This is a genomic window from Alteromonas lipotrueiana (genome assembly GCF_019249245.1).
GTDB lineage: Bacteria > Pseudomonadota > Gammaproteobacteria > Enterobacterales > Alteromonadaceae > Alteromonas > Alteromonas lipotrueiana.
Window position 1 is genome coordinate 1 of the sequence record NZ_JAESDK010000025.1, and the last position, 20,645, is coordinate 20,645.

The 20,645-nt window shown below is 44.6% G+C and carries 20 protein-coding genes and 1 pseudogene; 10 read left to right on the top strand and 11 right to left on the bottom strand.

Going from position 1 to position 20,645, the window contains the following annotated elements:
• Positions 1-133: 133 nt before the first annotated feature.
• From JK130_RS14795 to JK130_RS14805, 3 genes are all read left to right on the top strand, one after another.
• Positions 134-397, top strand: a complete 264-nt coding sequence (locus JK130_RS14795) for a BrnT family toxin (protein ID WP_218355107.1) — start codon at positions 134-136, stop codon at positions 395-397.
• Positions 387-632 (top strand): type II toxin-antitoxin system BrnA family antitoxin, encoded by a 246-nt coding sequence (gene brnA, locus JK130_RS14800; protein ID WP_218355108.1) that lies wholly within the window; start codon positions 387-389, stop codon positions 630-632. The genes JK130_RS14795 and brnA overlap by 11 nt, the downstream gene beginning before the upstream one ends.
• 115 nt (positions 633-747) lie before the next feature.
• Complete coding sequence (locus JK130_RS14805; RefSeq protein ID WP_218355109.1) at positions 748-1,092, top strand: VOC family protein; 345 nt, start codon at positions 748-750, stop codon at positions 1,090-1,092.
• Between the two features lie 104 nt (positions 1,093-1,196).
• On the opposite strand, the gene JK130_RS14810 is transcribed toward JK130_RS14805, so the two are convergent.
• The 3 genes and pseudogenes from JK130_RS14810 to JK130_RS14820 form a co-directional block, all read right to left on the bottom strand.
• On the bottom strand, positions 1,197-1,487 hold the full coding sequence (locus JK130_RS14810; RefSeq protein WP_218355110.1) for a type II toxin-antitoxin system RelE/ParE family toxin: 291 nt from the start codon (positions 1,485-1,487) through the stop codon (positions 1,197-1,199).
• Entirely contained in the window at positions 1,480-1,701 is a 222-nt protein-coding gene (locus JK130_RS14815; protein ID WP_012518669.1) for a TA system antitoxin ParD family protein, read from the bottom strand. The genes JK130_RS14810 and JK130_RS14815 overlap by 8 nt, the downstream gene beginning before the upstream one ends.
• Before the next feature lie 83 nt (positions 1,702-1,784).
• Positions 1,785-2,363: pseudogene (locus JK130_RS14820) on the bottom strand (IS4 family transposase); the annotation flags it as partial.
• Positions 2,364-2,472: 109 nt separating this feature from the next.
• On the opposite strand from JK130_RS14820, the gene JK130_RS14825 reads away from it, so the two are divergent.
• A complete protein-coding gene (locus tag JK130_RS14825) occupies positions 2,473-2,709 on the top strand; it encodes a DUF1653 domain-containing protein (RefSeq protein WP_218355111.1) in 237 nt (78 codons plus the stop codon).
• A 14-nt stretch (positions 2,710-2,723) separates the two neighbouring features.
• On the opposite strand, the gene JK130_RS14830 is transcribed toward JK130_RS14825, so the two are convergent.
• Together JK130_RS14830 and JK130_RS14835 are read right to left on the bottom strand one after the other, a co-directional pair.
• Positions 2,724-3,725 carry a LacI family DNA-binding transcriptional regulator gene (locus JK130_RS14830; RefSeq protein ID WP_246587825.1) on the bottom strand — a complete coding sequence of 334 codons (1,002 nt, stop codon included), beginning with the start codon at positions 3,723-3,725 and terminating at the stop codon, positions 2,724-2,726.
• Between the two features lie 66 nt (positions 3,726-3,791).
• Entirely contained in the window at positions 3,792-4,316 is a 525-nt protein-coding gene (locus JK130_RS14835) for a gluconokinase (protein ID WP_218355113.1), read from the bottom strand.
• Between the two features lie 249 nt (positions 4,317-4,565).
• Here JK130_RS14835 and JK130_RS14840 point away from each other — a divergent pair, with 249 nt between their 5' ends.
• The 3 genes from JK130_RS14840 to JK130_RS14850 all read left to right on the top strand — a co-directional run bounded on the left by JK130_RS14840 (position 4,566) and on the right by JK130_RS14850 (position 10,581).
• On the top strand, positions 4,566-5,912 hold the full coding sequence (locus JK130_RS14840; RefSeq protein ID WP_218355114.1) for a GntP family permease: 1,347 nt from the start codon (positions 4,566-4,568) through the stop codon (positions 5,910-5,912).
• 78 nt (positions 5,913-5,990) lie between these two features.
• On the top strand, positions 5,991-7,628 hold the full coding sequence (locus JK130_RS14845; RefSeq protein ID WP_343211008.1) for a trehalase family glycosidase: 1,638 nt from the start codon (positions 5,991-5,993) through the stop codon (positions 7,626-7,628).
• Positions 7,629-7,677: 49 nt separating this feature from the next.
• Complete coding sequence (locus JK130_RS14850) at positions 7,678-10,581, top strand: TonB-dependent receptor (protein ID WP_218355115.1); 2,904 nt, start codon at positions 7,678-7,680, stop codon at positions 10,579-10,581.
• Positions 10,582-10,997: 416 nt separating this feature from the next.
• Here the strand turns inward: JK130_RS14850 and JK130_RS14855 are convergent, their stop codons facing one another.
• Positions 10,998-12,773, bottom strand: a complete 1,776-nt coding sequence (locus JK130_RS14855) for a DUF5666 domain-containing protein (protein WP_218355116.1) — start codon at positions 12,771-12,773, stop codon at positions 10,998-11,000.
• A gap of 731 nt (positions 12,774-13,504) precedes the next feature.
• Positions 13,505-14,272, bottom strand: a complete 768-nt coding sequence (locus tag JK130_RS14860; RefSeq protein WP_218355117.1) for a DUF2884 family protein — start codon at positions 14,270-14,272, stop codon at positions 13,505-13,507.
• A 322-nt stretch (positions 14,273-14,594) separates the two neighbouring features.
• On the opposite strand from JK130_RS14860, the gene JK130_RS14865 reads away from it, so the two are divergent.
• Positions 14,595-14,786: a hypothetical protein gene (locus JK130_RS14865; protein ID WP_218355118.1), complete on the top strand. Its 192-nt coding sequence runs from the start codon at positions 14,595-14,597 to the stop codon at positions 14,784-14,786.
• Positions 14,787-14,805: 19 nt separating this feature from the next.
• On the opposite strand, the gene JK130_RS14870 is transcribed toward JK130_RS14865, so the two are convergent.
• The 3 genes from JK130_RS14870 to JK130_RS14880 are packed head-to-tail and all read right to left on the bottom strand — an operon-like array spanning position 14,806 to position 17,905.
• The gene (locus JK130_RS14870; protein ID WP_218355119.1) at positions 14,806-16,101 is read right to left on the bottom strand and encodes a mechanosensitive ion channel family protein; all 1,296 of its coding nucleotides are present in this window, start codon (positions 16,099-16,101) and stop codon (positions 14,806-14,808) included.
• Positions 16,101-16,994: an acyltransferase gene (locus JK130_RS14875; RefSeq protein ID WP_218355120.1), complete on the bottom strand. Its 894-nt coding sequence runs from the start codon at positions 16,992-16,994 to the stop codon at positions 16,101-16,103. Before JK130_RS14875 ends, JK130_RS14870 begins: the two co-directional genes overlap by 1 nt.
• Entirely contained in the window at positions 16,991-17,905 is a 915-nt protein-coding gene (locus JK130_RS14880; protein ID WP_218355121.1) for an acyltransferase, read from the bottom strand. Before JK130_RS14880 ends, JK130_RS14875 begins: the two co-directional genes overlap by 4 nt.
• A gap of 104 nt (positions 17,906-18,009) precedes the next feature.
• On the opposite strand from JK130_RS14880, the gene JK130_RS14885 reads away from it, so the two are divergent.
• Positions 18,010-19,149 carry an S-(hydroxymethyl)glutathione dehydrogenase/class III alcohol dehydrogenase gene (locus JK130_RS14885; RefSeq protein WP_220099583.1) on the top strand — a complete coding sequence of 380 codons (1,140 nt, stop codon included), beginning with the start codon at positions 18,010-18,012 and terminating at the stop codon, positions 19,147-19,149.
• A 5-nt stretch (positions 19,150-19,154) separates the two neighbouring features.
• Positions 19,155-19,991 (top strand): S-formylglutathione hydrolase, encoded by an 837-nt coding sequence (gene fghA, locus JK130_RS14890; RefSeq protein ID WP_218355122.1) that lies wholly within the window; start codon positions 19,155-19,157, stop codon positions 19,989-19,991.
• Positions 19,992-20,114: 123 nt separating this feature from the next.
• On the opposite strand, the gene JK130_RS14895 is transcribed toward fghA, so the two are convergent.
• Positions 20,115-20,606, bottom strand: a complete 492-nt coding sequence (locus tag JK130_RS14895; RefSeq protein WP_218355123.1) for a hypothetical protein — start codon at positions 20,604-20,606, stop codon at positions 20,115-20,117.
• Positions 20,607-20,645 lie beyond the last annotated feature (39 nt).

Below are 20,645 nucleotides of genomic sequence, written 5' to 3' on the forward strand. Positions count from 1 at the left end.
CTCTGGTGAGCAGTTTTGCTGTTAGCTAACCCACGAAAATGCGGAGGCTAGCATTTCTCAGGGAGTCATTGTGTCTAGCTGCCCCTCAATTTCACCCCTTGCAGAATGAGTTAAAAAGGTATAATTTTTACTCATGCAGAATTTCGAATTTGACCAGACTAAAAGTGATTCTAATTTAACCAAACATGGAATCGACTTTGTTGAAGCCCAAAAGCTTTGGAATGACCCAATGCTTTTGGAGATCCCAGCAAAAACAGAGGATGAACCTAGATATATCATTATTGGTCTTATAGGTGGCAAACACTGGACAGCAGTGATTACTTATAGGAATAAAAACATTCGAATTATTTCTGTACGACGCGCCAGAAAGTCAGAGGTGGCAATATATGAAAGCTAAAAATTTCGAGGAAAAATTTGAGAGTGGAGATGAAATTCTTCAGCACTTAGATTTATCCAAAGCAAAACGCCCAATGCAAAAACAAAAAAGGATTAACGTAGACATTCCGGAATGGATGATCGATTCCTTGGATAGAGAAGCCGGTCGGGTTGGTGTTACTCGCCAATCTATAATTAAGGTTTGGTTGGCTGAGAGACTGGAGCAATCGCAGTCGTTAGAACGCACAGGCAGCTAACAAAGCGCTAAACACGTTCACTTCGTTCACTGGCATAGTAACGCAGCGGCGCTGCGTTACTATGCTGCTACGTCACTGCCCGTTAGCTTAGCGTTAGCTGCCTCTGGAAAAAGTCATGGATGTAATAGATATAAAAACATTTATCCCAAGTAAGGATTTCGAAACATCAAAGTCTTTCTACTCGGAAATTGGATTCAAGTCTGAATACGTAACCGACGAACTCACACTTTTTGAAAACGGTGATTGCCTTTTCTTTTTGCAGCGTTTTTACAATGAAGATTTGGCTAAAAATTTCATGTTGCAAATCTGCGTTGCAGACATTTACGAAGCACATGAGTTATGCTCTAAATCCGAACACAAAACGAAGATTACCCCAGTCCAAGAAGAAGCTTGGGGAAAAGTATTTTATTTATGGGGGCCAGTGGGTGAACTGTTGCATATTACGCAGCTGAGCAGCTAACAAAACGCTGTTGCCACTCCCTCCGGTCGCTGGGACGCTAACACGTGGGCTGACTCTATAGCCCACGTGTTAGCGTCCCAAAGCTTAAAGTTATACACAATTGGTCAGAATAACTTTTTAACGTCGCGGTAAAAGTTTTCATGAGAACCAAGAGCTATCAACTCAAGTACTACAGTGCCATCATCGTAGCTGTAACCTAGTAAGGTTAACTGCTTAACCATCTTGAACTTGTACACGCGAAGAAAAGCTAGGTCGCCTTTATTCTGTTCTCCTAGAAGAGGGTCGTCCATCAGTTCCTTTACAGCTTTATCCAAGTCTTTTTTCTGGTTCTTATGTAACTTCTTTACTGCTCTCTTAAAATTAGCTGTCTGTAAAACACTCGTAATCTTAGCCAAAATCGTAAGGCTCCAATTTCCCTGCCTCTTTTTCCGCCTTGGAAATAATCGCCTGTTTCACGAATTCGTATGGCAAATCAGGATTATCTTCCATCATTTCACCTATTTTTGCCCAATGCTCAATCTGTTTTGGCATAGTTCGGTTTAGTGCTTTGCCCATAATGGTAGCTTTCTCAACTAGATCTTGGTCTAGTCTTACGCTCGCGGTTGCCATAATATGTCTCCTAATAGTTCATTAGAACATTGTAGCAATGCGCTACAATTGTGGCAAATCGCGTATAATAAATGCTTTAACACTAGTAGCCATTCGGCAAGCATTGCAATGAGCAACAGCATATCGAATCGCTTAGGGCAACGTGTTCTGCTGTGACGCAGTCCCAGCCCGTACTGAGGGCTTTTAATATCGCGGAAACTTTCTTCTATTTGCATTCGCCTGGCATAGAGGTTGACGAGTTTCTTTGAGGACAATGATTCCGCGGGGATATTCGTTGCGAGTAGCCAGGGCTCTTTACTGCTATCACGATAATTTTGCTGTGCATTGTGATGACGCCCGGCTTTGGAGGAGCGCTGGTCTTTACGTCCTTTGGATTTAGCTTTAAACAGATGCAAACAGGCATTAATGGGGCTTTTTCGACCTAATTCACCGGTTCCCAGGCAACGCGCTCTGGTGTTGACTGAGGGGTAAAAGGACTTGTTGCTGCGCCATTTGGACTGACCCTGTTCACGAAAGCTGACTTCACCACGGACACGTCCAAGCCAGAACCAATCAAGCTTTTCTACTTCCCGGAACCAGGTGTTGCGATAGCCCGCATCGGTGACGATAAGCGGGCAACAGCGCTCAGGCAGTATGGCTGCCAATACTCTAAAAATTGTATTCACTTATTTAAAAGCGGAAATTGAGAGTGTAAAAATCACCTGTTTATCGGGCTCTTTGTGTCCGTCTCCCTGAATCGCAACAAATACCGTTACCATTTGAAGAGCAGTAGTGAACAAAAATAAGGTAAAAACCCTGGGGCGTTACCAACACTATAAAGGTAACTTGTATGACGTCTATGAAGTGGCTACGCATTCAGAAGATGAAAGTAAGCTTGTGGTATATCGTCCTTGCTACGGCGAAAAAGCGCTGTGGGTGCGCCCGCTAGAAATGTTTTTCGAAGCGGTAGAAAAAGACGGGCAAACGCTGGCCCGTTTTGAATACATAGGTGACATACCAGAAGATTAAAAATAGCGCGTATGCTACGCAGTTTCTCTAATTTTAAGTTCAAAAGGTAAAATGGTTTTGGTCTTTTCTACCTCTTCACCTTCAATAAGAGCGATTAGAGAGGCGGTAGCCATTTCAGCCATTTTCCTACGAGGCACTGACACGGTAGTTAACGAGGGGTATATTGAGCGGGCGAAACTCAAATCGTTAAACCCACAAATATCAATATCTCTACCGGGTTTAATGCCTTGTCTATTACACTCCATCACAGCGCCTGCCGCGAGTTCGTCACTGACAAAAAATAGTGCGTCTAAATCTGGCCATTTATGCAAGGCTTCAGAAAGAAGCTCAGCTCCTGCCTGAAAAGAGGGTTCCGCTCTTGAAGCTACACACCGTTCAGAAGATAAGCCTGCTTCATAGAGCGCGCTAGACCAACCTTGTTTTCTAAGTAGCGCCCGCCAATCTAGAAATAAAGAACAAAAAGCAATGTTACGACGCCCTTTATCAATTAAATACTGTGTCATCTCTTTCGCGGCAAGCTCATTGTTAACCCCGTAGTTAATATCAAACGGCTCGCTTGAAATATCCATTATTTCAGCCACAGGCGTCCCCGTGGCCAAAAGCATTTTTCGGGTTTCTTGGGTATGGCGGGTTGAGGTAAGAATAAACCCGCTGACAGCCTGCTGAATATAAGATTCAACAATGCGTTCTTCACCGAGTTCAGTATAAGTTGAATCGCCAATCATCAAAGAATAATTCATTTTATCAGCAACCGCTTTCACGCCTAGCATTACGTCGTTAAATACATTGTTGCCAAAAGAGGGGAGCAATAGTGCAATTGTACGATTGCTATCTGCAGAAAGAGATTGGGCAGCGCGATTGGGGATATAGTTTAGCTCTCGCGCAGCCTGTTTGATTTTTTGCGCTAACGATTTCGATATGCCACTGGAGTTATTCAGTGCTCGAGAAACGGTTGTTTTATGAACACCTAAATAATCGGCAACATCAGAAATTTTAGTACGGGGTTTTTTAGCCATGGTCATTTTTTGTTCTTACAATCTCGTTTCAATTTTATCGAAATGTTGCGCGGAAGCACTCACCTATTATTTGTTCTGCGTTATTACTGAACGTATATAACTTTCGGCCTGTTTGGCAACTTCGTCGAAGCTCTGCGCTACATCGATGATAAATGCGTTCTCTTTTGAGGGGAGTTCTAACGCTGAAAATTGACTATCGAGCATAGCATCACCGTTGAAAAAATGCTCTCGTTGTTTTAACCGCTCACTTAACACCCGCTGAGACGCGTGCAAATAAATAAAGTGACAACGTGAGCTGATGCCTTTTGTAAGTACATCCCGATACGCAGCGCGTAACGCTGAACAACTGATAATGACATCTTGCTGGGCATTCAAATGTTGTTTGGCAACCTTATTCAAGGTTTTTAACCATTCCCATCTATCCGCATCTTGCAATGGAATACCAGCGGACATTTTTTCGATATTACTCGGGCTGTGATAGCTGTCACCCTCCTCAAAAGACAACGAAAATGTATCAGCAAGATACCGGCTTAAGGTCGATTTTCCTGTGCCAGACACTCCTGAAACAAAAAATACATTGCGTTGGGTCATAAAATCACTTCTCACTTTAAGGGTCAGGGTTTGATGCTTGCCGACGTGTGGTTCATGTTAACTACCAGCAAATAATAGTTTGGAAACCGGTTGCGTTCAAGAGGTGATTATAATATTGTTACCAAAAGTTAGTGTAATTAATAAGTTGTTAATATTGAGTTGTGTGGCGTGTGCACGGGAGTAGCCAGCAAGCTTAAAATCACAGCGCTTTTTATGCACATCTCAGTCGATTTTATCTAGAGAGAAACTATGACAGATACCTTTTCATTACTTTTTGTCGCCATATGTAGCATCGTACTTCTTACTTATTTGGTGGTGGTAAGAAAAGTGCATGCTTTTGTGGCCATTTTAGTAGCAGCCGCTTTCGTTGGGCTTGGAACGGGTATGCAGGCCTCTGACGTTTTGGCTTCTATGCAGTCGGGTATGGGGAATACGTTGGGCTTTGTGGCCACCATCGTCGGTCTTGGTGCAATGTTCGGCCAGTTCCTGGAAGAGTCTGGGGGCATAGACCGCTTAGCACAAACTATTAATAAGCGCTTTGGCGAGAAAAATAGTCAATGGGCCGTGGTGTTAACCGGTTTCTTAGTGGCAATACCTGTGTTTTTCGAAGTGGGTCTGATTATACTCATGCCGCTTATATATTCGATGGCGAAAAAGACCGGCAAGTCGCTTATTTATTATGGTATTCCGCTAACCGCGGGGTTAGCTGTTACCCATGCTTTTATACCGCCAACCCCAGGCCCCGTGGCCGTTGCGTCGATATTGGGCGCTGACATCGGCCTTGTTATTTTGTTTGGCTTTGTTGTGGGTATTCCTTGTGCGTGCATTGCCGGGCCAATTTACGCCACGTTTCTTGCGAAACGCTTACATGTGCCTGTGCCATCCCATGCCCTTGAGGCTTCCGCTTCCACAAACCGCATGGAAAACATGCCTAGTTTTATGACCGTGGCGAGCTTGCTGTTATTTCCATTACTTGCAATTTTAATTGGTACGCTTGCTAAGTTCGCACTACCGGATAGCTATTTTAAACAAATAGTCATGTTTATTGGTCATCCATTTATCGCCCTTACCTTGGCTACAATTGCATGTTTTAAAGTGTTAGGTAAAAACCAGGGTTTATCGAATGATCAAATTAGAAATATCGCCTCACGCGGATTAGAGCCGGTTGCACTGGTGATCTTGGTTACCGGGGCAGGGGGCATGTTTAAGCAGGTACTTATAGACTCTGGGGCAGGTCAAGCATTCGCAGATGTTGTGGCACTGTCTCCGTTACCACCCTTAGCCGCTGGGTTTTTAATTGCTATTTCTGTACGAATAATTCAAGGCTCAGCAACAGTAGCCATGTTAACGGCAGCAGGGTTGATGGGCCCAGTGGTCCAAGAGTTAACGTTCTCGCCTGCTATTTTAGCGTTAATGACCATAGCCATTGCGGCAGGAGCAACCGCTATGTCTCATGTCAACGATACAGGGTTTTGGATCATCAATAGGTACTTCAATATCTCTGTTAAAGACACCTTTATTTCATGGACGTGTATGGCCACGCTCATCGGATTTATCGGCATCACACTTGTGCTAATCCTAGGGTTATTCGTCTGATCTTATTCAGACATACCCTATTTTTTTAAATACTATGGAAACCGGTTTCCTATCTGGTCGTAAATTTTGGAGGTTTTTGTGATAAAGAATTATTGGCGTGAACGTTGTAAGAAAGCCACTGCGAGAAAATGGACGGCTTTAATTTTGATAGCTGGTGTAGCAGGGCACGCAAGTGGTGAATCTTCTGGTCACGCGGAGCAATACCACCCTGACGCTGAACTGGGTGAGTTATTTATTCAGGTACAAACTACTAAGATATTAGGAGACTATAAAACCTTTGTCGATGCGATCCCTAATTCTTCTCCAGAAGCGATCCTTCAAAAGTACAACCAACAAAAAGACACAGCAGATTTTGACCTGAATCAGTTTGTACTTGCTAATTTCACATTGCCAGAGAAAGTCCAGGCGGCAGCAGTGTCCCATGAATCGGAGCTAAAAACTCATCTAGATAACCATTGGGGAAATCTGGTTCGCGACCCTCAAAAAAAATCTAATTATTCATCGCTGGTTGCTTTACCTCATCCGTATGTTGTTCCAGGCGGGCGTTTCAGAGAAATGTTCTATTGGGATAGCTACTTTACTATTGTTGGGCTTTTAGAATCGGATGAAGATGCGCTTGCCCGCGGAATGATTGATAATTTTGCCTACATGATTGATGAGTTTGGTTTCGTACCAAACGGCAATCGCAGCTATTTTCTAAGTCGCTCACAACCTCCTTTATTCGCTGCCAGTTTACTTGCTTATGCCGACAAGCATGGCATGGATTCTGTCGTTTCTTACCTGCCGCAGTTGGAAGCTGAATATGGTTATTGGATGGATGGAAATGATGAAATTCCAAATAAGGCGACACATGGCCGGCACCTTATCGTCTTGGAAAACGGTGATTATCTAAATCGCTATGCAGGAGCAAAAGAAGTGCCTCGTGCCGAAGCATACGGAAAAGAATTACGCTGGGCTTCTGCGCTGCCTGAAGCGCAACGAGGCGACTATCACCGACATCTTAGAGCCGTGTGCGAATCAGGTTGGGATTTTAGCAGTCGCTGGTTCAAGGATGGGGTTAATAAGTCGACGACTCATGCTATGGACATTATTCCTGTTGATTTAACCAGTTTGCTTTTTCAACTAGAGCATACGTTAGGGTTACTGTTCGAACATGTAGGGAACACTGAAAAGAGCAAACACTATTTCGCCGTAGCAGAGCGCCGTAAATCACTACTTCACAAATATCATTTTGATAAAAAAACAGGCACCTACCAAGACTATGATTTTAAGCTGAAACAACATACGGGACGCCTGTCCATGGCAATGGCCTACCCCCTCTACGTAGGCGCAGCAACCGACACCGCCGCTAAACGTGTTTCAGACTACCTCGCACAACATTTTCTTATGCCAGGGGGATTTGTATCAACCTTGGTCGAAACGGGTGAGCAGTGGGACTACCCGAATGGTTGGGCGCCGCTGCAATACATCGGAGTAAAAGGCTTGCTTAACTATCAACAAAACGACGTTGCTCATGAAGCAATGAGCAGATGGCTTGCGCTTAACGAGAAAGTTTACAAAGCCGAAGGCAAGATGATGGAAAAATACAATGTGGTAGACACCACCTTAAAGGCCGGTGGCGGAGAATACCCTACTCAAGATGGATTTGGTTGGACCAATGGCGTTGACCTCGCATTTTACCGACTGCTTGGAAAGCAACAGGTAAGCGCGAAGTAACGTTTTACACAGTGCACTACAAAACACACTACACGTTTAGGAGACTTGTATGAATTTAAAGATGTTTAAAGCGAGTATGGTCGCAATATCAGTGTCATCCGTATTCGCTGCACATGGTGCTATGGCGCAGCAAAGCGATGAAGCTAAATTGCAAGAAATGGAAGTGATTTCGGTTTCAGGGATCCGTGGCGCGTTAGCGCGTTCACAAGCTGAAAAAATGGATGCGGCATCGATCATTGAGTCTATCTCTGCTGAAGATATCGGTAAATTACCCGACTCATCTATTGCCGAGTCGTTGGCGCGCTTGCCTGGCCTTGCCGGTGAACGAAGTGGCGGTCGCACATCAGGTATTTCCATCCGTGGCTTTAAAGAAGACTTCACAGGTACCTCGTTAAATGGTAGAGAGCTGATAGGGATTGGTGACAACCGAGGCGTAGAATACGACCTCTATCCTTCTGAAATTATGACAGGCGCAACCATTTACAAAACCACCCAGGCCGATTTAATGGTTCAAGGTATTGGTGGAACAGTGGATTTACAAACTGTGCGTCCACTGCAGGCAGAAGAGTCCTATACCATTAATACCAGCTATGAAGTAGGGGAACGTGATTCAGATAACCCCGAGTTTGGTAATGAGGGACACCGTCTAGCCGTTTCCATAAATAAAAAATTTGCCGATGATACAGTGGGCTTCGCACTTGCATTAGCGACAACAACCTCACCAAACAATCAAAGAAACTACGGCGTATGGGGATATGGCACTAATGAAGAAGGACAAATACTCCCCACCGGCATTAGCAGCCACGTAATAAGTACTGAGTTAGAAAGGGATACCATATCTGGAGTGCTGCAATATCGTCCTTCAGACAACCTAGACATAGTGCTGGATGTGCTATCCATCGACTATTCAGATTCAGGCATAAGACGGGGTATCATCGACCCCTTTACTGCCATAAACGTTACGGGTAGCGGCGCTAATTCTACAGGTACCCAAGTAAATGCGAATTCGGTACTTAGAACTGACCCTCGACAAAAAGACGGTGAATTAAGTACCTTTGGTATCAATGCGACTTACTTCCTTAACGACAACTGGTCCATCGAACTAGACGCGGCAAACAGTGAATCAGAAAAACGTGACCTACGCGGTGAGTCTTATGCAGGTCTTGCGCGCTCTGGCGCTTTAGATCCCTCTGAATACGGAAGCCGTGAGTTCATTATGTCGCCAGATGGCATAGAGTTTACCGACTCCACAGGACTCGATAGCTTTTCAGACCCAGCATTATTGCAGTTAGCTGGCCCACAAAGCTGGGGTGGGGGCATGGCCAGTTTAGCTGAGCAATTTGAAACTGACGTTCTACAAGCGAACGGCAACCCGTTTTCCTACCTCAATGGACAAGATGGCTTTTTAAACTTTGCCGATTTTAATGAAGAGCTAACCACTGTTAAATTGGAACTGTCGGGCCTTCTGGACGGCGAAATTTTCACTAAAATTACTACTGGGGTTAATTACTCAGACCGCTATAAAGATAAAATAAACAAAGGTTTTTTCGCCACGGCAGAATCATACCCGTACAGCGAATCTATCCCTAGCGAGTATGTGTATGGTACCGCGGATCTAACTTGGATGGGCTTAGGTGAAGTGGTAGCCTATGACGGTTTTCGTCCCTACGAAGATGGCACTTATACGCAAAACGACGCGGGTTTCTTAGAGCCCGATAGACTAGGAGATACGTACGAGGTCGAAGAAGAAGTGTTAACCTTGTATGCTAAAGCTGACTTTGAATATGCTTTCAATGACATGTTCTTGACCGGGAATCTAGGTGTTCAATATGTTGATACCGATCAGTCATCCGTCGGCACTATTGCGGTTATCGGCAGTAACTTTAAAGTGTGCGATGATAATGACGATAATGTGGTCGACGAGTCATGCTTAGTGAGTATGGGCGATAGTTATAGCCATATATTACCTAGTTTGAATTTAAGTCTAGAGTTTGCAGAGGGACAATTTCTCAAATTTGCTGCAAATAAGACAATTAGCCGCGCACGTATCGACCAAATGAAGGCGTCGGGCTTCGTTAAATTCACGCAGAATATCGATCAGATTTCTATCCCAAATTCACAAGACGCTGTGGAAAACTATGGCTCACCCTGGTCTAAATTTACCGGTAATCCGCTGTTACGCCCGCTTGAATCGAATAATATCGACCTGTCATATGAAAATTACTTTAGTGACGAAGGGTACTTTGCGCTGGCCTATTTTTATAAAGACCTAGTGAACTGGACCCGGGATGGGAATCAGTTAATTGATTTTACTAATGATGAAACAAATGGCGGAGCAAATTACTTCGTTCCCGGATTCCATGACCGTGTTATTGAAACAGACGGTATCTACGGGCCAGCGAATGTCTATTACGAGGCCGGTGATATAGCAACGCCGCCTGACTTAGGCACTTATTCTTTCTTTGAAGATGGGTTAGAAGGAAAAGTTGAAGGTATAGAGTTAACCGCAAACGTACCTTTTAATACATTTAGTACGGTATTGGATGGGTTTGGTACAGCAGCGTCATTTACCTATGTTGATGCTGAACTTGAAGATGGCTCCCGTATTCCTGGTCAGTCTGATAAATCATACTCGCTGACCGTGTATTATCAGTATGAGGGCTTTGAAGTTCGAGTAGCGACAACCCATCGCACAGACTTCCTGACCTATCAGCGAGGTGGCTCGAACAAAATAGAAGAAGCAACGCGCAGCGAGGTTACATTGGTTGATGCGCAAATTAGCTACGACTTTGCTGATTCTGAAGTGGAGTACCTTGAAGGTTTAAGGGTTTCTCTGTCGGGCACCAACCTTGCGGACGAAGACGAAGAAACCACCGATGATGCCACCGGCGTTGTTTCTTCACGCCGCCAGTTTGGCCCAACGTATTTACTCAACCTTAATTACTCTTTCTAGAGTAAGTGGGGTCAGAGTGCTTTTTAGTGAAATTAACTCTGACCCCTTTGTTCTATGCTGCGCCCTGTAAGGGTAGGCAGCGCTGCTGGTTTATTTCCTTGTTCTGAACCGCTACTAGTTCACCAGACACATCATAACCATATTTTGGAGTGGGCAGGGAGCCAAGCGATTGGTCGAACGTTTGGTTTTAGTGAATGACTAGAATAAAACTCAATAGTTGCGAATGTTTGCTGTTTGTTCGAAGCAGACCGTCACAAAGTTGCCAGCCAATGTCTACGAAAATAGGGTAAGACAACATTGATAGTGTGATTACGTCAAAGCCACTTGGTAAGTATACCGTTTAGTATCTCTTGGTAATCACACCACTACATATCATTTCAGGTCAAAGTTTCAGGCGTGGTTAACGCTAAAACGGTTTAGCCTTCTTCTGAGTCTTCGTCATTTTCTTCGGTCTGTGTCTCGGCCTCATCTACCAGCACAACACCTTCTTCAACAAGTGTACCCTCAAACTCAACCACCGTACCGACTTCCAGAGCGGCTACAAATACCTGTGCACTAACCGTTTCATCATTGGCTTCCAGCTCGCTGTTTTCTGAAAAGCGCAACTCGAAGCCATTCACAATGACAGTCTGTTCGGTAATTGCCTCTACCAGACCTTCCATAGAAATTTTAGTGGACGCAGTTTCATCACTGTCATCATCACTATCGTCGGCGTCGTTGCCATTTTTACCCTTAACCGATAAAACTTCTATTTCCTCAGCCACCAGACTGATGTCACTGTACTCACCCTCAACTTTTACTCTTACAGAAGGGCTTTGCTCGACATAGGCTAAAAAGGTATCCAAGGTCATATCGTCTTTGCCTTCAAACTCGGTATTTGATGTAAACGTTACCGATACACCGGCGACGGTCATTCCTGCCGCTGTTGCCTGGCTTACTGCGCCTTTAATCTCGCCTTCGCGATCTTCTTCATCGATACGCTTTACCTTTAAAGCGACTACAGTGCCATCTTCAGTCTCGCGAGAGGCAATTTTTAATAAATCATTCACCAATATATCGTCAAAGGTAAAACGACGCTCTTCCAGATCAGACTCATCGTCATATTGAGTATCATCGTTAGTAACAAAGGTTATATCGTTTACTACAAACGATTGTGTATCTACGTCAACACGCTTCACGGTACCTTCAGTTTTGGTGTTGCTCTCTCTCTTTTTAAATTCTACTTCTTCTGCAACCCAGACATCATCAAGTCGGCTGCCTTCTACATTAACCCATATATTACCGGTAAAATCTTCGCGCTCACCATCTTCAAAGACGGTTTCTTCACTTAACACGAAGTCATAGCGGTTAACCTTAAAGGTGCCTGTTGAATCATCATAGCTAGTAACAACCCCGGCAATATCGACCTCATCGATGTCTTCCGGAACCTGCGCTTCCTGATCCGATTTATTTTCAATTTCACTGGCGATCAGCGTACCTGATAAACCCTCAGCCAGGCTTCCTTCAATTTTTACCCGCATTTCGTTAGATAAGTCTTCAGCCGTAGTATCTTCAAAAACAGCCTGGCTGTAGTCTACGAGTTGCTGGTTAATTAAAAATGTTTTCTGGTCAGTATTAAGGCTACTAATTTCGCCAGACAGCTTGACATCAGTATCCTCAGTCTCAAGTTCTACAAATGAAGCGTAAAAGCCATCTTCGGTAATATATCCGCTCACTTCAACCAGGTTACCAATAGCCAGCTGCTGCGCATCGGTATCTTCAAACTCGGTCAAATCATCAAAGTAAATATCCTGTCCCAGAACAGTGAACCGTGCATTAGCGTTATCAATGGCGCTGACGGTGCCTTGTAAGGTTTCTTCGTAAACGATTTGAGTGGCTTGTGGGTCACCGCCATTTTCAGGCTGGGTGGCCAATACTCTGACTACCATCCCCATCTTCAGCCCGGACTCCTGCGCGCCGCTTTTTCCGGCGATGGTAAATGCTGCGCTGTTTGAAACATACCGCTTACCATTAACGTATACACTACCAAATCCGGTAACAACGCCTTCTACAGCGATGGAGTTTGACGGGGATTGTTCCGCGGGTGGTGCCGGAGTATCACTGTTCGCCACTTCGGGCTGTGAGTCGCTACCACCACAGGCAGTCAACGTGGTGGCAATTGCCAGGGCAAGCAGGGATTTTCCAAACATCATAATCAGAACCTCATCTTTATAGTGAGATTCAGGGTATGCTTTTAATATTTTGAAACAACAAAAAGGCAGTATACCAACCCATAACCCAGCCTGTGATAATATAACAAGTCTTTGCCCGAATGCGTCTCTCACACTGATCCTGCGCATATTTCATCATAGCTTTTATAACCGGGTTATGCATTTTTAGTAAACAAAAACAAAAGGATAGAAAAGGTTGGGCTTTTTTTCGCTATAACAGCCTGACTTTATAGCCCCGTTTGCCTTGCAAAGTAGTACGTCAACATTGTGGACATATTCAGGTTTTGTATGTACGACAAAAATGATTTTGCTGACGCTGTGTCCTATCTGATAAAACTACTGAGTCAGTGGGAAGGTAAGTAATATTGCTAGTGACAGGGTTATCCAGGCCCGCAAACCTCGAGGGCAGACCACCAAGAGATTGTATCCTTGCCAGTCTCAATATTGTGCCAAATCTGCATAGCATCTGAACAGGCTGCGCTAACCATCACGAAAACTCACGAAAAGGCACCCGTAGGCTAACTGAAAGTAGCACTTAGCGGCTTTTTTTGAGCGGCAGGTAGTGCCTGAAATGTTATAACAAGCGGGCAGGCGGCGTACCGGCTGTTGATCGGGCAAACCGCCACCACACAAAGTCAGGTTAGTCATCGCGTTTGTAAGTAATTAAAAACCAATTCGGTCTTGGTCTTATCAATGCGATTGTATTGTTCAGATTAATCAGACTTGATGTTCAAAATATTAAAGTCGCTTAAACCCGCTACGCTTTGTTGAAGTTTGTTCTCGTAACCGTCAGCACGACGTAGCGTTTCGCATAATTCAGAGGCTTTGTCTTCTAATGCTTCAGCCTGATCCTCAATACGCTCTTCAAGATTTTCGCCAAAGGCTTCCATACGTTCGCCAAAGTCTTCTATGCTTTCCTCAGAGGTGATCATCTGGGTTCCAAGCGCCATTAAAATTCGGCCCATGGCTCGTTCAGCCAAATCTTCGATACGGTTTTCAAACTCATCCGCCCAGGCTTGTTTTACCCAGCCACTGTCTTCACCGCCAATTCGAAAATGACCCGCATCAGTATGAAAACGTTGCTGTAAATCGTTTTTCATTTCTTCAAACGAGTCTTGAAAGTCATTTATAAGCTCATCATCTTCACCCAGAATCTGGCCAAAGGTTTCTGTAATAGCAGTGTTTGCCAGCGTAAGACCTTCTGAGGCGATACCGACAGTCAAAGGCACCGCTTCGCTGATAGAGTCATAGTATTCACTTACCCATTGTTGCTGCTTTTCATTAAGAGAGACAGCTTCGCGATTAATGGTCAGTTTGTAGTCATCACTAATGGCAATCACATCACCGTTGGATTGGGTCAGGGTAAGTAATGATGGGCTGTATTCAAGCTCTCCCTGTACCTCAATATTACAGTCAGAGTCGCTGTGCGCCAGAACTGGCGAAGAGGTGATTAGCAGTAACGCAATAGCAGATAATTTCATTGTGATTCCAATTCATCAATACAAAAGTAAACAGAGTAGAGCATCAGCCATGCCAACTTATTTTATTATTTATAAACAATGACATAAACTTTTATATTGCAATCTTAAAAACCTATTCATTTAGCGATTTAGCTAAATTGACTAATTAATAGCGTAATTACCACTCACTTTTCTGTACTGCTAGCAGACGGTTTTTCACGGTTAAAATAGGCTTTTTGATTTGCATAATGCATAATAAAAATACAATAGAGCAAAGTTGAACAGACCGGCAAGCAAAGCAGGTCTGGTCTGGTTAAATAGTAAAGTATATAAAGGAAAAGCTATGGGCGAATGGTTCGCAGCGGTAGGTTTTGGGGTGGGGCTGGTGGCTTTCGTACTTGGCGCCACCAGTATTATTATGGGGTTTACAACCAATGAACCTGGCAGTATGGGTATGCAAAAGAAAATAGAATATGGTTTTTTTGGTGTTACCGGCCTGGTTTTGTGTATGTTAATGACTTACGCACTGGCATAAGCCATTAACACTTTACCTTTTACTGTGGGTTAGCCGGCACCCTGATGGTAGGCTTCTCAGATGCGTTACTAAGCACCACATGGCTGTCTCGCTGATATGCACGCAGGTCAAAGGTATCTAGCATGGCCAGAACATGGTCAAAAATTTCTGCCTGCACTGTTTCGTAATGGGTCCAGGATTTTTCCACACTAAAGCAATACAGTTCTAAGGGCAGGCCCAGCTCATTAGGCGGTAGCTGGCGCACCATATAGGTTAACGACTGATTTACTTTTGGATGTTTGCTCAAATAATTTTGCAAATACGTCCGAAACGTACCAATGTTGGTTAAACGTCGGCTGTTCAGTAAATCTGTTTCATCAATATTATAATCTTTGTGATAAGCCCGCAGTTCGTTGAGCTTTTTGTCTATATACTCAGATAAATACCGAATTTTTCCAAAGCGTTCAAGCATGGCATTATCACACAGTTTTATAGAGTGAATATCAATATAAATGGCACGTTTAATACGCCGGCCGCCCGACTCTTCCATACCCCGCCAGTTCTTTACCGCCTCATTAGTGAGCGAGTAAGTAGGCAGGGTAGATATTGTCATATCCCAGTTTTGTACTTTGACGTTGGTTAGGCCAATTTCCTGTATTTCCCCATCAACTTCATACTTGGTTAGCTGAATCCAGTCTCCGTTTTTAAACATTCGGTTTGCCGCTATTTGTATTCCAGCCACAAACCCCAAAATAGTATCTCTAAATATTAATAACAGTACGGCGGCCAGGGCGGTCAGGCCTGAAAGAATAATGAGCGGGTTACGCTCTATGATTATTGAAATACTCAGCAGCAGTACGATGATAGAAAACATCAGCTTGCCTACCTGAATAAATCCGGTAATTGAAGCCCGGTTGGCCAGATAGGAGGCGTTGTACATATCTTCAAGAGTTGAAAGTAGCGCAAAGATGGTCAGCAGCGCGGTGTACATCATATACAGCAATGACGTTTTGAGCAGTAAGCCATGCAGCCAACCATCTTCTTCCATTAACACCGGGGTTAGTATGAAAATAGTTAAGGCAGGCGCCAGGTGAACCAATCGCGTAAAAAAGCCATGCTCAAGCAGTGCATCGTCCCAGCCATTTGTGGTTCTCTTTATCAGTCTTTCGGCGTAAAACTTAACTAACAAACGAACCACAATGTAGACCAGCAATGCCACAGTAGCGATAGCCACTGCCGCTACAAATTTATACAGCGTATCATCTGGCGCAAGGGCCGGGCTGACTTGTTCAAGTAACGACTGAAATAAAGCTCGCCCGGTATCAGAAAGTTCCACTATTTGGTCTCCAGAATGTGAGATATACGTTGGTCTTTGGCTTTCCAAAGATCGTTTAACCAGTGTTGAAACTGTGTGCGATAGGTTGCATCGCTAAAGTAGTCGCCCTGAGTCTGCGCCGGAACCGCCAGCACATTCACATCGATAATAATATGTCGCATTTGTCCGCATAGCATGGCCATCATCGGGTGCTTGCGGTTTTGTGGATACAGCAATGAAATATCTAAAATGTTTGTGAAAAGATCACCCATAGTAGCCAGGGTAAAAGCCACCCCTCCTGCCTTTGGTGGCAGCAATGTCTGGTAATTACTTTGTCGGGCCGCATGCTTGGCAGCCGTAAAGCGGGTGCCTTCAACAAAGTTGATCACGGTGGTGGGCGTATTTGAAAACTTTTGACAATAACGCCGGGTAGTGTCGATATCTTTGCCTTTAAGATGTGGATGCTTTGCTACATGGGCCGCTGAGTACCGGCGCATAAAAGGCATATCTAACGCCCAGGCCCCTAACCCTACAAAGGGTAACCAGATAAGTTCTTTTTTAAGAAAAAACTTAGGGGCGGGAAAGCGATTGCTGGCAAGCTCTATAAGTAAAATAATATCGAGATAGCTTAAATGGTTAGCCACAATCAAATACCAGCTATCGCGAGAAACAGGGGCACTGAAGCGCCGCTCAATAACCACCGGGTTAAAGAGCTGAATCAGCGCCACACTCAACCGTCCGAAGGTCAGTAAAAGGCATTGCATCACCGTAGCCAGCAGTTTTTGCACAGATGAGACAGGCAGTACAAGCCGAAATAGCCCGAATCCGATAATAAGGCTTCCCCAGAAGGCCAGATTAAAAATTTGAGCGGTGAGGTGAACCGTAAAAATTACGGGTATGAAAACAGTTCTCATAAGGGTTTCTGTGTGGAGTTGTAAGAGCTCAAAAGTTCGTCTTTGTGTTTCCAGCGTCCATTCAACCAGGTTTGAAAGCGAGCCCGCTGGGCCGGGTCAGCAAAATACGTTTCACTAAAAAATCCGCCGTCCATAATTTCTTTTATGGGAGTAACTGAAATGTTTACCCTTACCTGTTTTACCCGGCCGCAGACAAAGTCCCAAAACGTGGGCACGCCATCAGGGTAGTCTATGGTGACATCAATGAGTTTGTGGAGTTTATCGCCCATGGCCGATAACACAAAGGCAATACCACCAGCCCGGGGCTTGAGCAAATGGGTAAAAGGCGATTGCTGTCTAAGATGTTTGGTTTCGGTAAAACGGGTACCTTCGACAAAATTCATGATACTGACCGGTTTGTGCTGAAACTTCTCGCAGGCCCGGCGGGTAGTGTCCATGTCTTTACCTTTCATATGCGGATTTTTGGCTAAAAAATCTTTGGTGTAGCGCCGCATAAATGGAAAGTCGAGCGCCCACCATGTCAGCCCCAACACAGGGACCCAGATAAGCTCTTTTTTTAAGAAAAATTTTAAAAACGGAATTTCGCGGTTGAAAACCCGTTGCAATACCAAGATATCAACCCAGGACTGGTGATTCGCCATTACCAGATACCAGTCTTTTTGTGACAGCTGATCTAAACCGGAAACTTGCCATGACGTACGGCTAAAAATTTGCTGGTTGATATAGTTCACACTGATCCACGCTGTGGCGCATCCGTCGAGTAAATAGGTGATAAAACGCTGCCAGGCTGCAATAGGAATTAACTTGCAAACTGATAACAAAAAAATCGGAGTAGCCCAGAACACCGTATTCACAAAATAAAATATAACCGAAAGAGACCCATTTAACAGGTGGCTCAGGTTTTTAATCATGGCATTTACCTCTAATATTAGGCGGTTAGTGTAAACGAGATTGAACTAAAAGCCGATAGAGCCGTTACTCTTAATAACTAAATAGATGTTACCGGAGATAAATTATGGAAGGCCAATCAATTACGTGCCAGGCGGCGGTTGCCTGGGAAGCAGGTAAACCGTTATCAATTGAAAAAATTGAAGTTGCTCCCCCTAAAGCCGGTGAAGTGCGCATTAAAGTATTGGCAAGCGGTGTGTGTCATACCGATGCTTTTACGTTATCAGGCGAAGACCCTGAAGGGACGTTTCCGGCTGTGCTGGGTCATGAAGGTGGCGGCGTAGTAGAGTCTGTGGGCGAGGGTGTTACTTCAGTTAAACCTGGCGATCATGTTATTCCTCTGTATACGCCCGAATGCGGCGAATGCAAATTTTGTAAATCAGGCAAAACCAACCTATGTGGAAAAATTCGTGAAACCCAGGGCAAAGGCCTGATGCCTGATGGCACCACCCGCTTTAGCAAAGATGGTGAACCCATTTACCACTATATGGGCACCTCGACATTTTCTGAATATACCGTACTGCCTGAGATTTCACTGGCTAAGGTTAATAAAGAGGCACCCCTTGAAGAGGTGTGTTTATTAGGTTGTGGCGTAACTACCGGTATAGGCGCTGTGCTAAATACTGCCAAAGTAGAAGAAGGCGCCACGGTGGCTATTTTTGGTTTGGGTGGTATTGGTCTGGCGGCTATCATTGGCTCACAGATGGCCAATGCAAAACGCATTATTGCTATTGATATTAATGAAGATAAGTTCGACTTAGCGAAAAAGCTGGGCGCTACCGATGTGATCAATCCTAAAGATTACGACAAACCTATTCAGGAAGTGATTGTTGAGCTGACCGACGGTGGGGTTGATTATTCATTTGAATGTATAGGTAATACCGACGTTATGCGCTCGGCACTTGAGTGTTGTCACAAGGGTTGGGGCGAATCAATTGTTATTGGCGTTGCGGGCGCGGGTAAAGAGATTTCCACACGGCCATTTCAGCTGGTTACCGGCCGGGTATGGCGCGGTAGTGCGTTTGGTGGCGTCAAGGGGCGTTCTGAGCTACCCGGTATGGTTGAACAATACCTGGATGGCGATATTCCGCTAAAAACCTTTATCACTCACACTATGTCGCTGGACGAAATTAACGATGCATTTGATTATATGCACGGTGGTGAAAGTATTCGCAGTGTCGTGCATTTTGACGCACTTAAGGGGTAACTACAGTGGAATTAGTTAGTCAGAATCGCGCTTTTGGCGGTACGCATAGCCGCTATACACACAGCTCGGCTACCGTTAACTGTGATATGACCTTTGCTGTTTTTTTACCGCCCTTTGCCTCACAGGACAACCCTGTACCCGTGCTTTACTGGTTATCGGGCTTAACCTGTAATGATGAAAATTTCATGCAAAAAGCCGGCGCAATGAAGTTGGCAGCAAAATTAGGCATGGCTATTGTGGCGCCGGACACAAGCCCCCGGGGCGACGAGGTTGCTGATGTAGACAGCTATGATATGGGTAAAGGTGCCGGTTTTTATGTAAATGCCACCCAAACGCCTTACTCGAAGCATTATCAGATGTACGACTACGTCACCAAAGAACTCCCTGAATTAATAGAAAGCGAGTTTCCGGTAACCCGCGAGCGGGCAATCAGTGGCCATTCGATGGGCGGGCACGGGGCGCTGGTTATAGCGCTGCGTAATCCTCAACAATACGTTTCGGTATCAGCGTTTAGCCCGGTGGCTAATCCGGTGGATTGTCCGTGGGGCGAAAAAGCATTTAGCGCCTACCTTGGCGATAATAAAGACGACTGGCAAGCGTACGATGCTTCGGTATTACTCGCCCAGCAGCAACATTATATACCCATGCTGGTAGAGCAGGGCAGAAGCGATCAGTTTTTAACTGAACAGCTCAAGCCTGAAGCATTGATAAGCGCGGCGCAAAAATCTGACACTCAGCTAACGCTCAATATGCATGAAGGTTATGATCATAGTTACTTTTTCATTGCCTCATTTATAGACGAGCATTTGCAGTTTCATGCAGCAAACTTAGGTTTGATTTAGCGCTATCGGTTATCAACCCATACCTGAATGAAAAAGGCGAGCTTGTGGCTCGCCTTTTTGGTGCTCAGTAGTGCCTGCATTTTCAATGGCATTACATGTTTAAGTATGATTTTACCGCCCGGACTAAGATACTTTGCGGCTAAGAGCGACCCACTGCGCGCGGCGTAAAACAACCGAGCGACTGATTGGCCACGAAGTTTTAACAAAATGATGTGTTTTTACTTTAGCCAGACGGGTAAATGAGTAATCGGCAGGTAAACCGGCAGCGTGTAAAAAATGATTCACCATGGGCTGATACTCTTGTCTATAAGCTATAAACCCTTCACTTATCAAAAGCGTATAGGCCTTCAACGCAACAGACTCACTGGCTCTTTTTACCTTAGCGCCCGCCCCTACAATTAATAAACTCAGACAGGTTAAAGTAAATACATTAGGCAGGGTCGCAATAGCGCTGAGTGTCGGATAAACACTAAGTTTACGGGCATACAATCCATCAAAATTTTCGTAGGTACTGTAACCTAACGTTAAAATCACCAACACACTGCAGATAACCACCCAGGTCAGAATCTTCAGGCTTTTTTCTCGTGCTGATATGGCTTGTTCAAGTTCGCTCATAAATTCTACCGGATAATATAGTTAGCACAGACAGTCTGA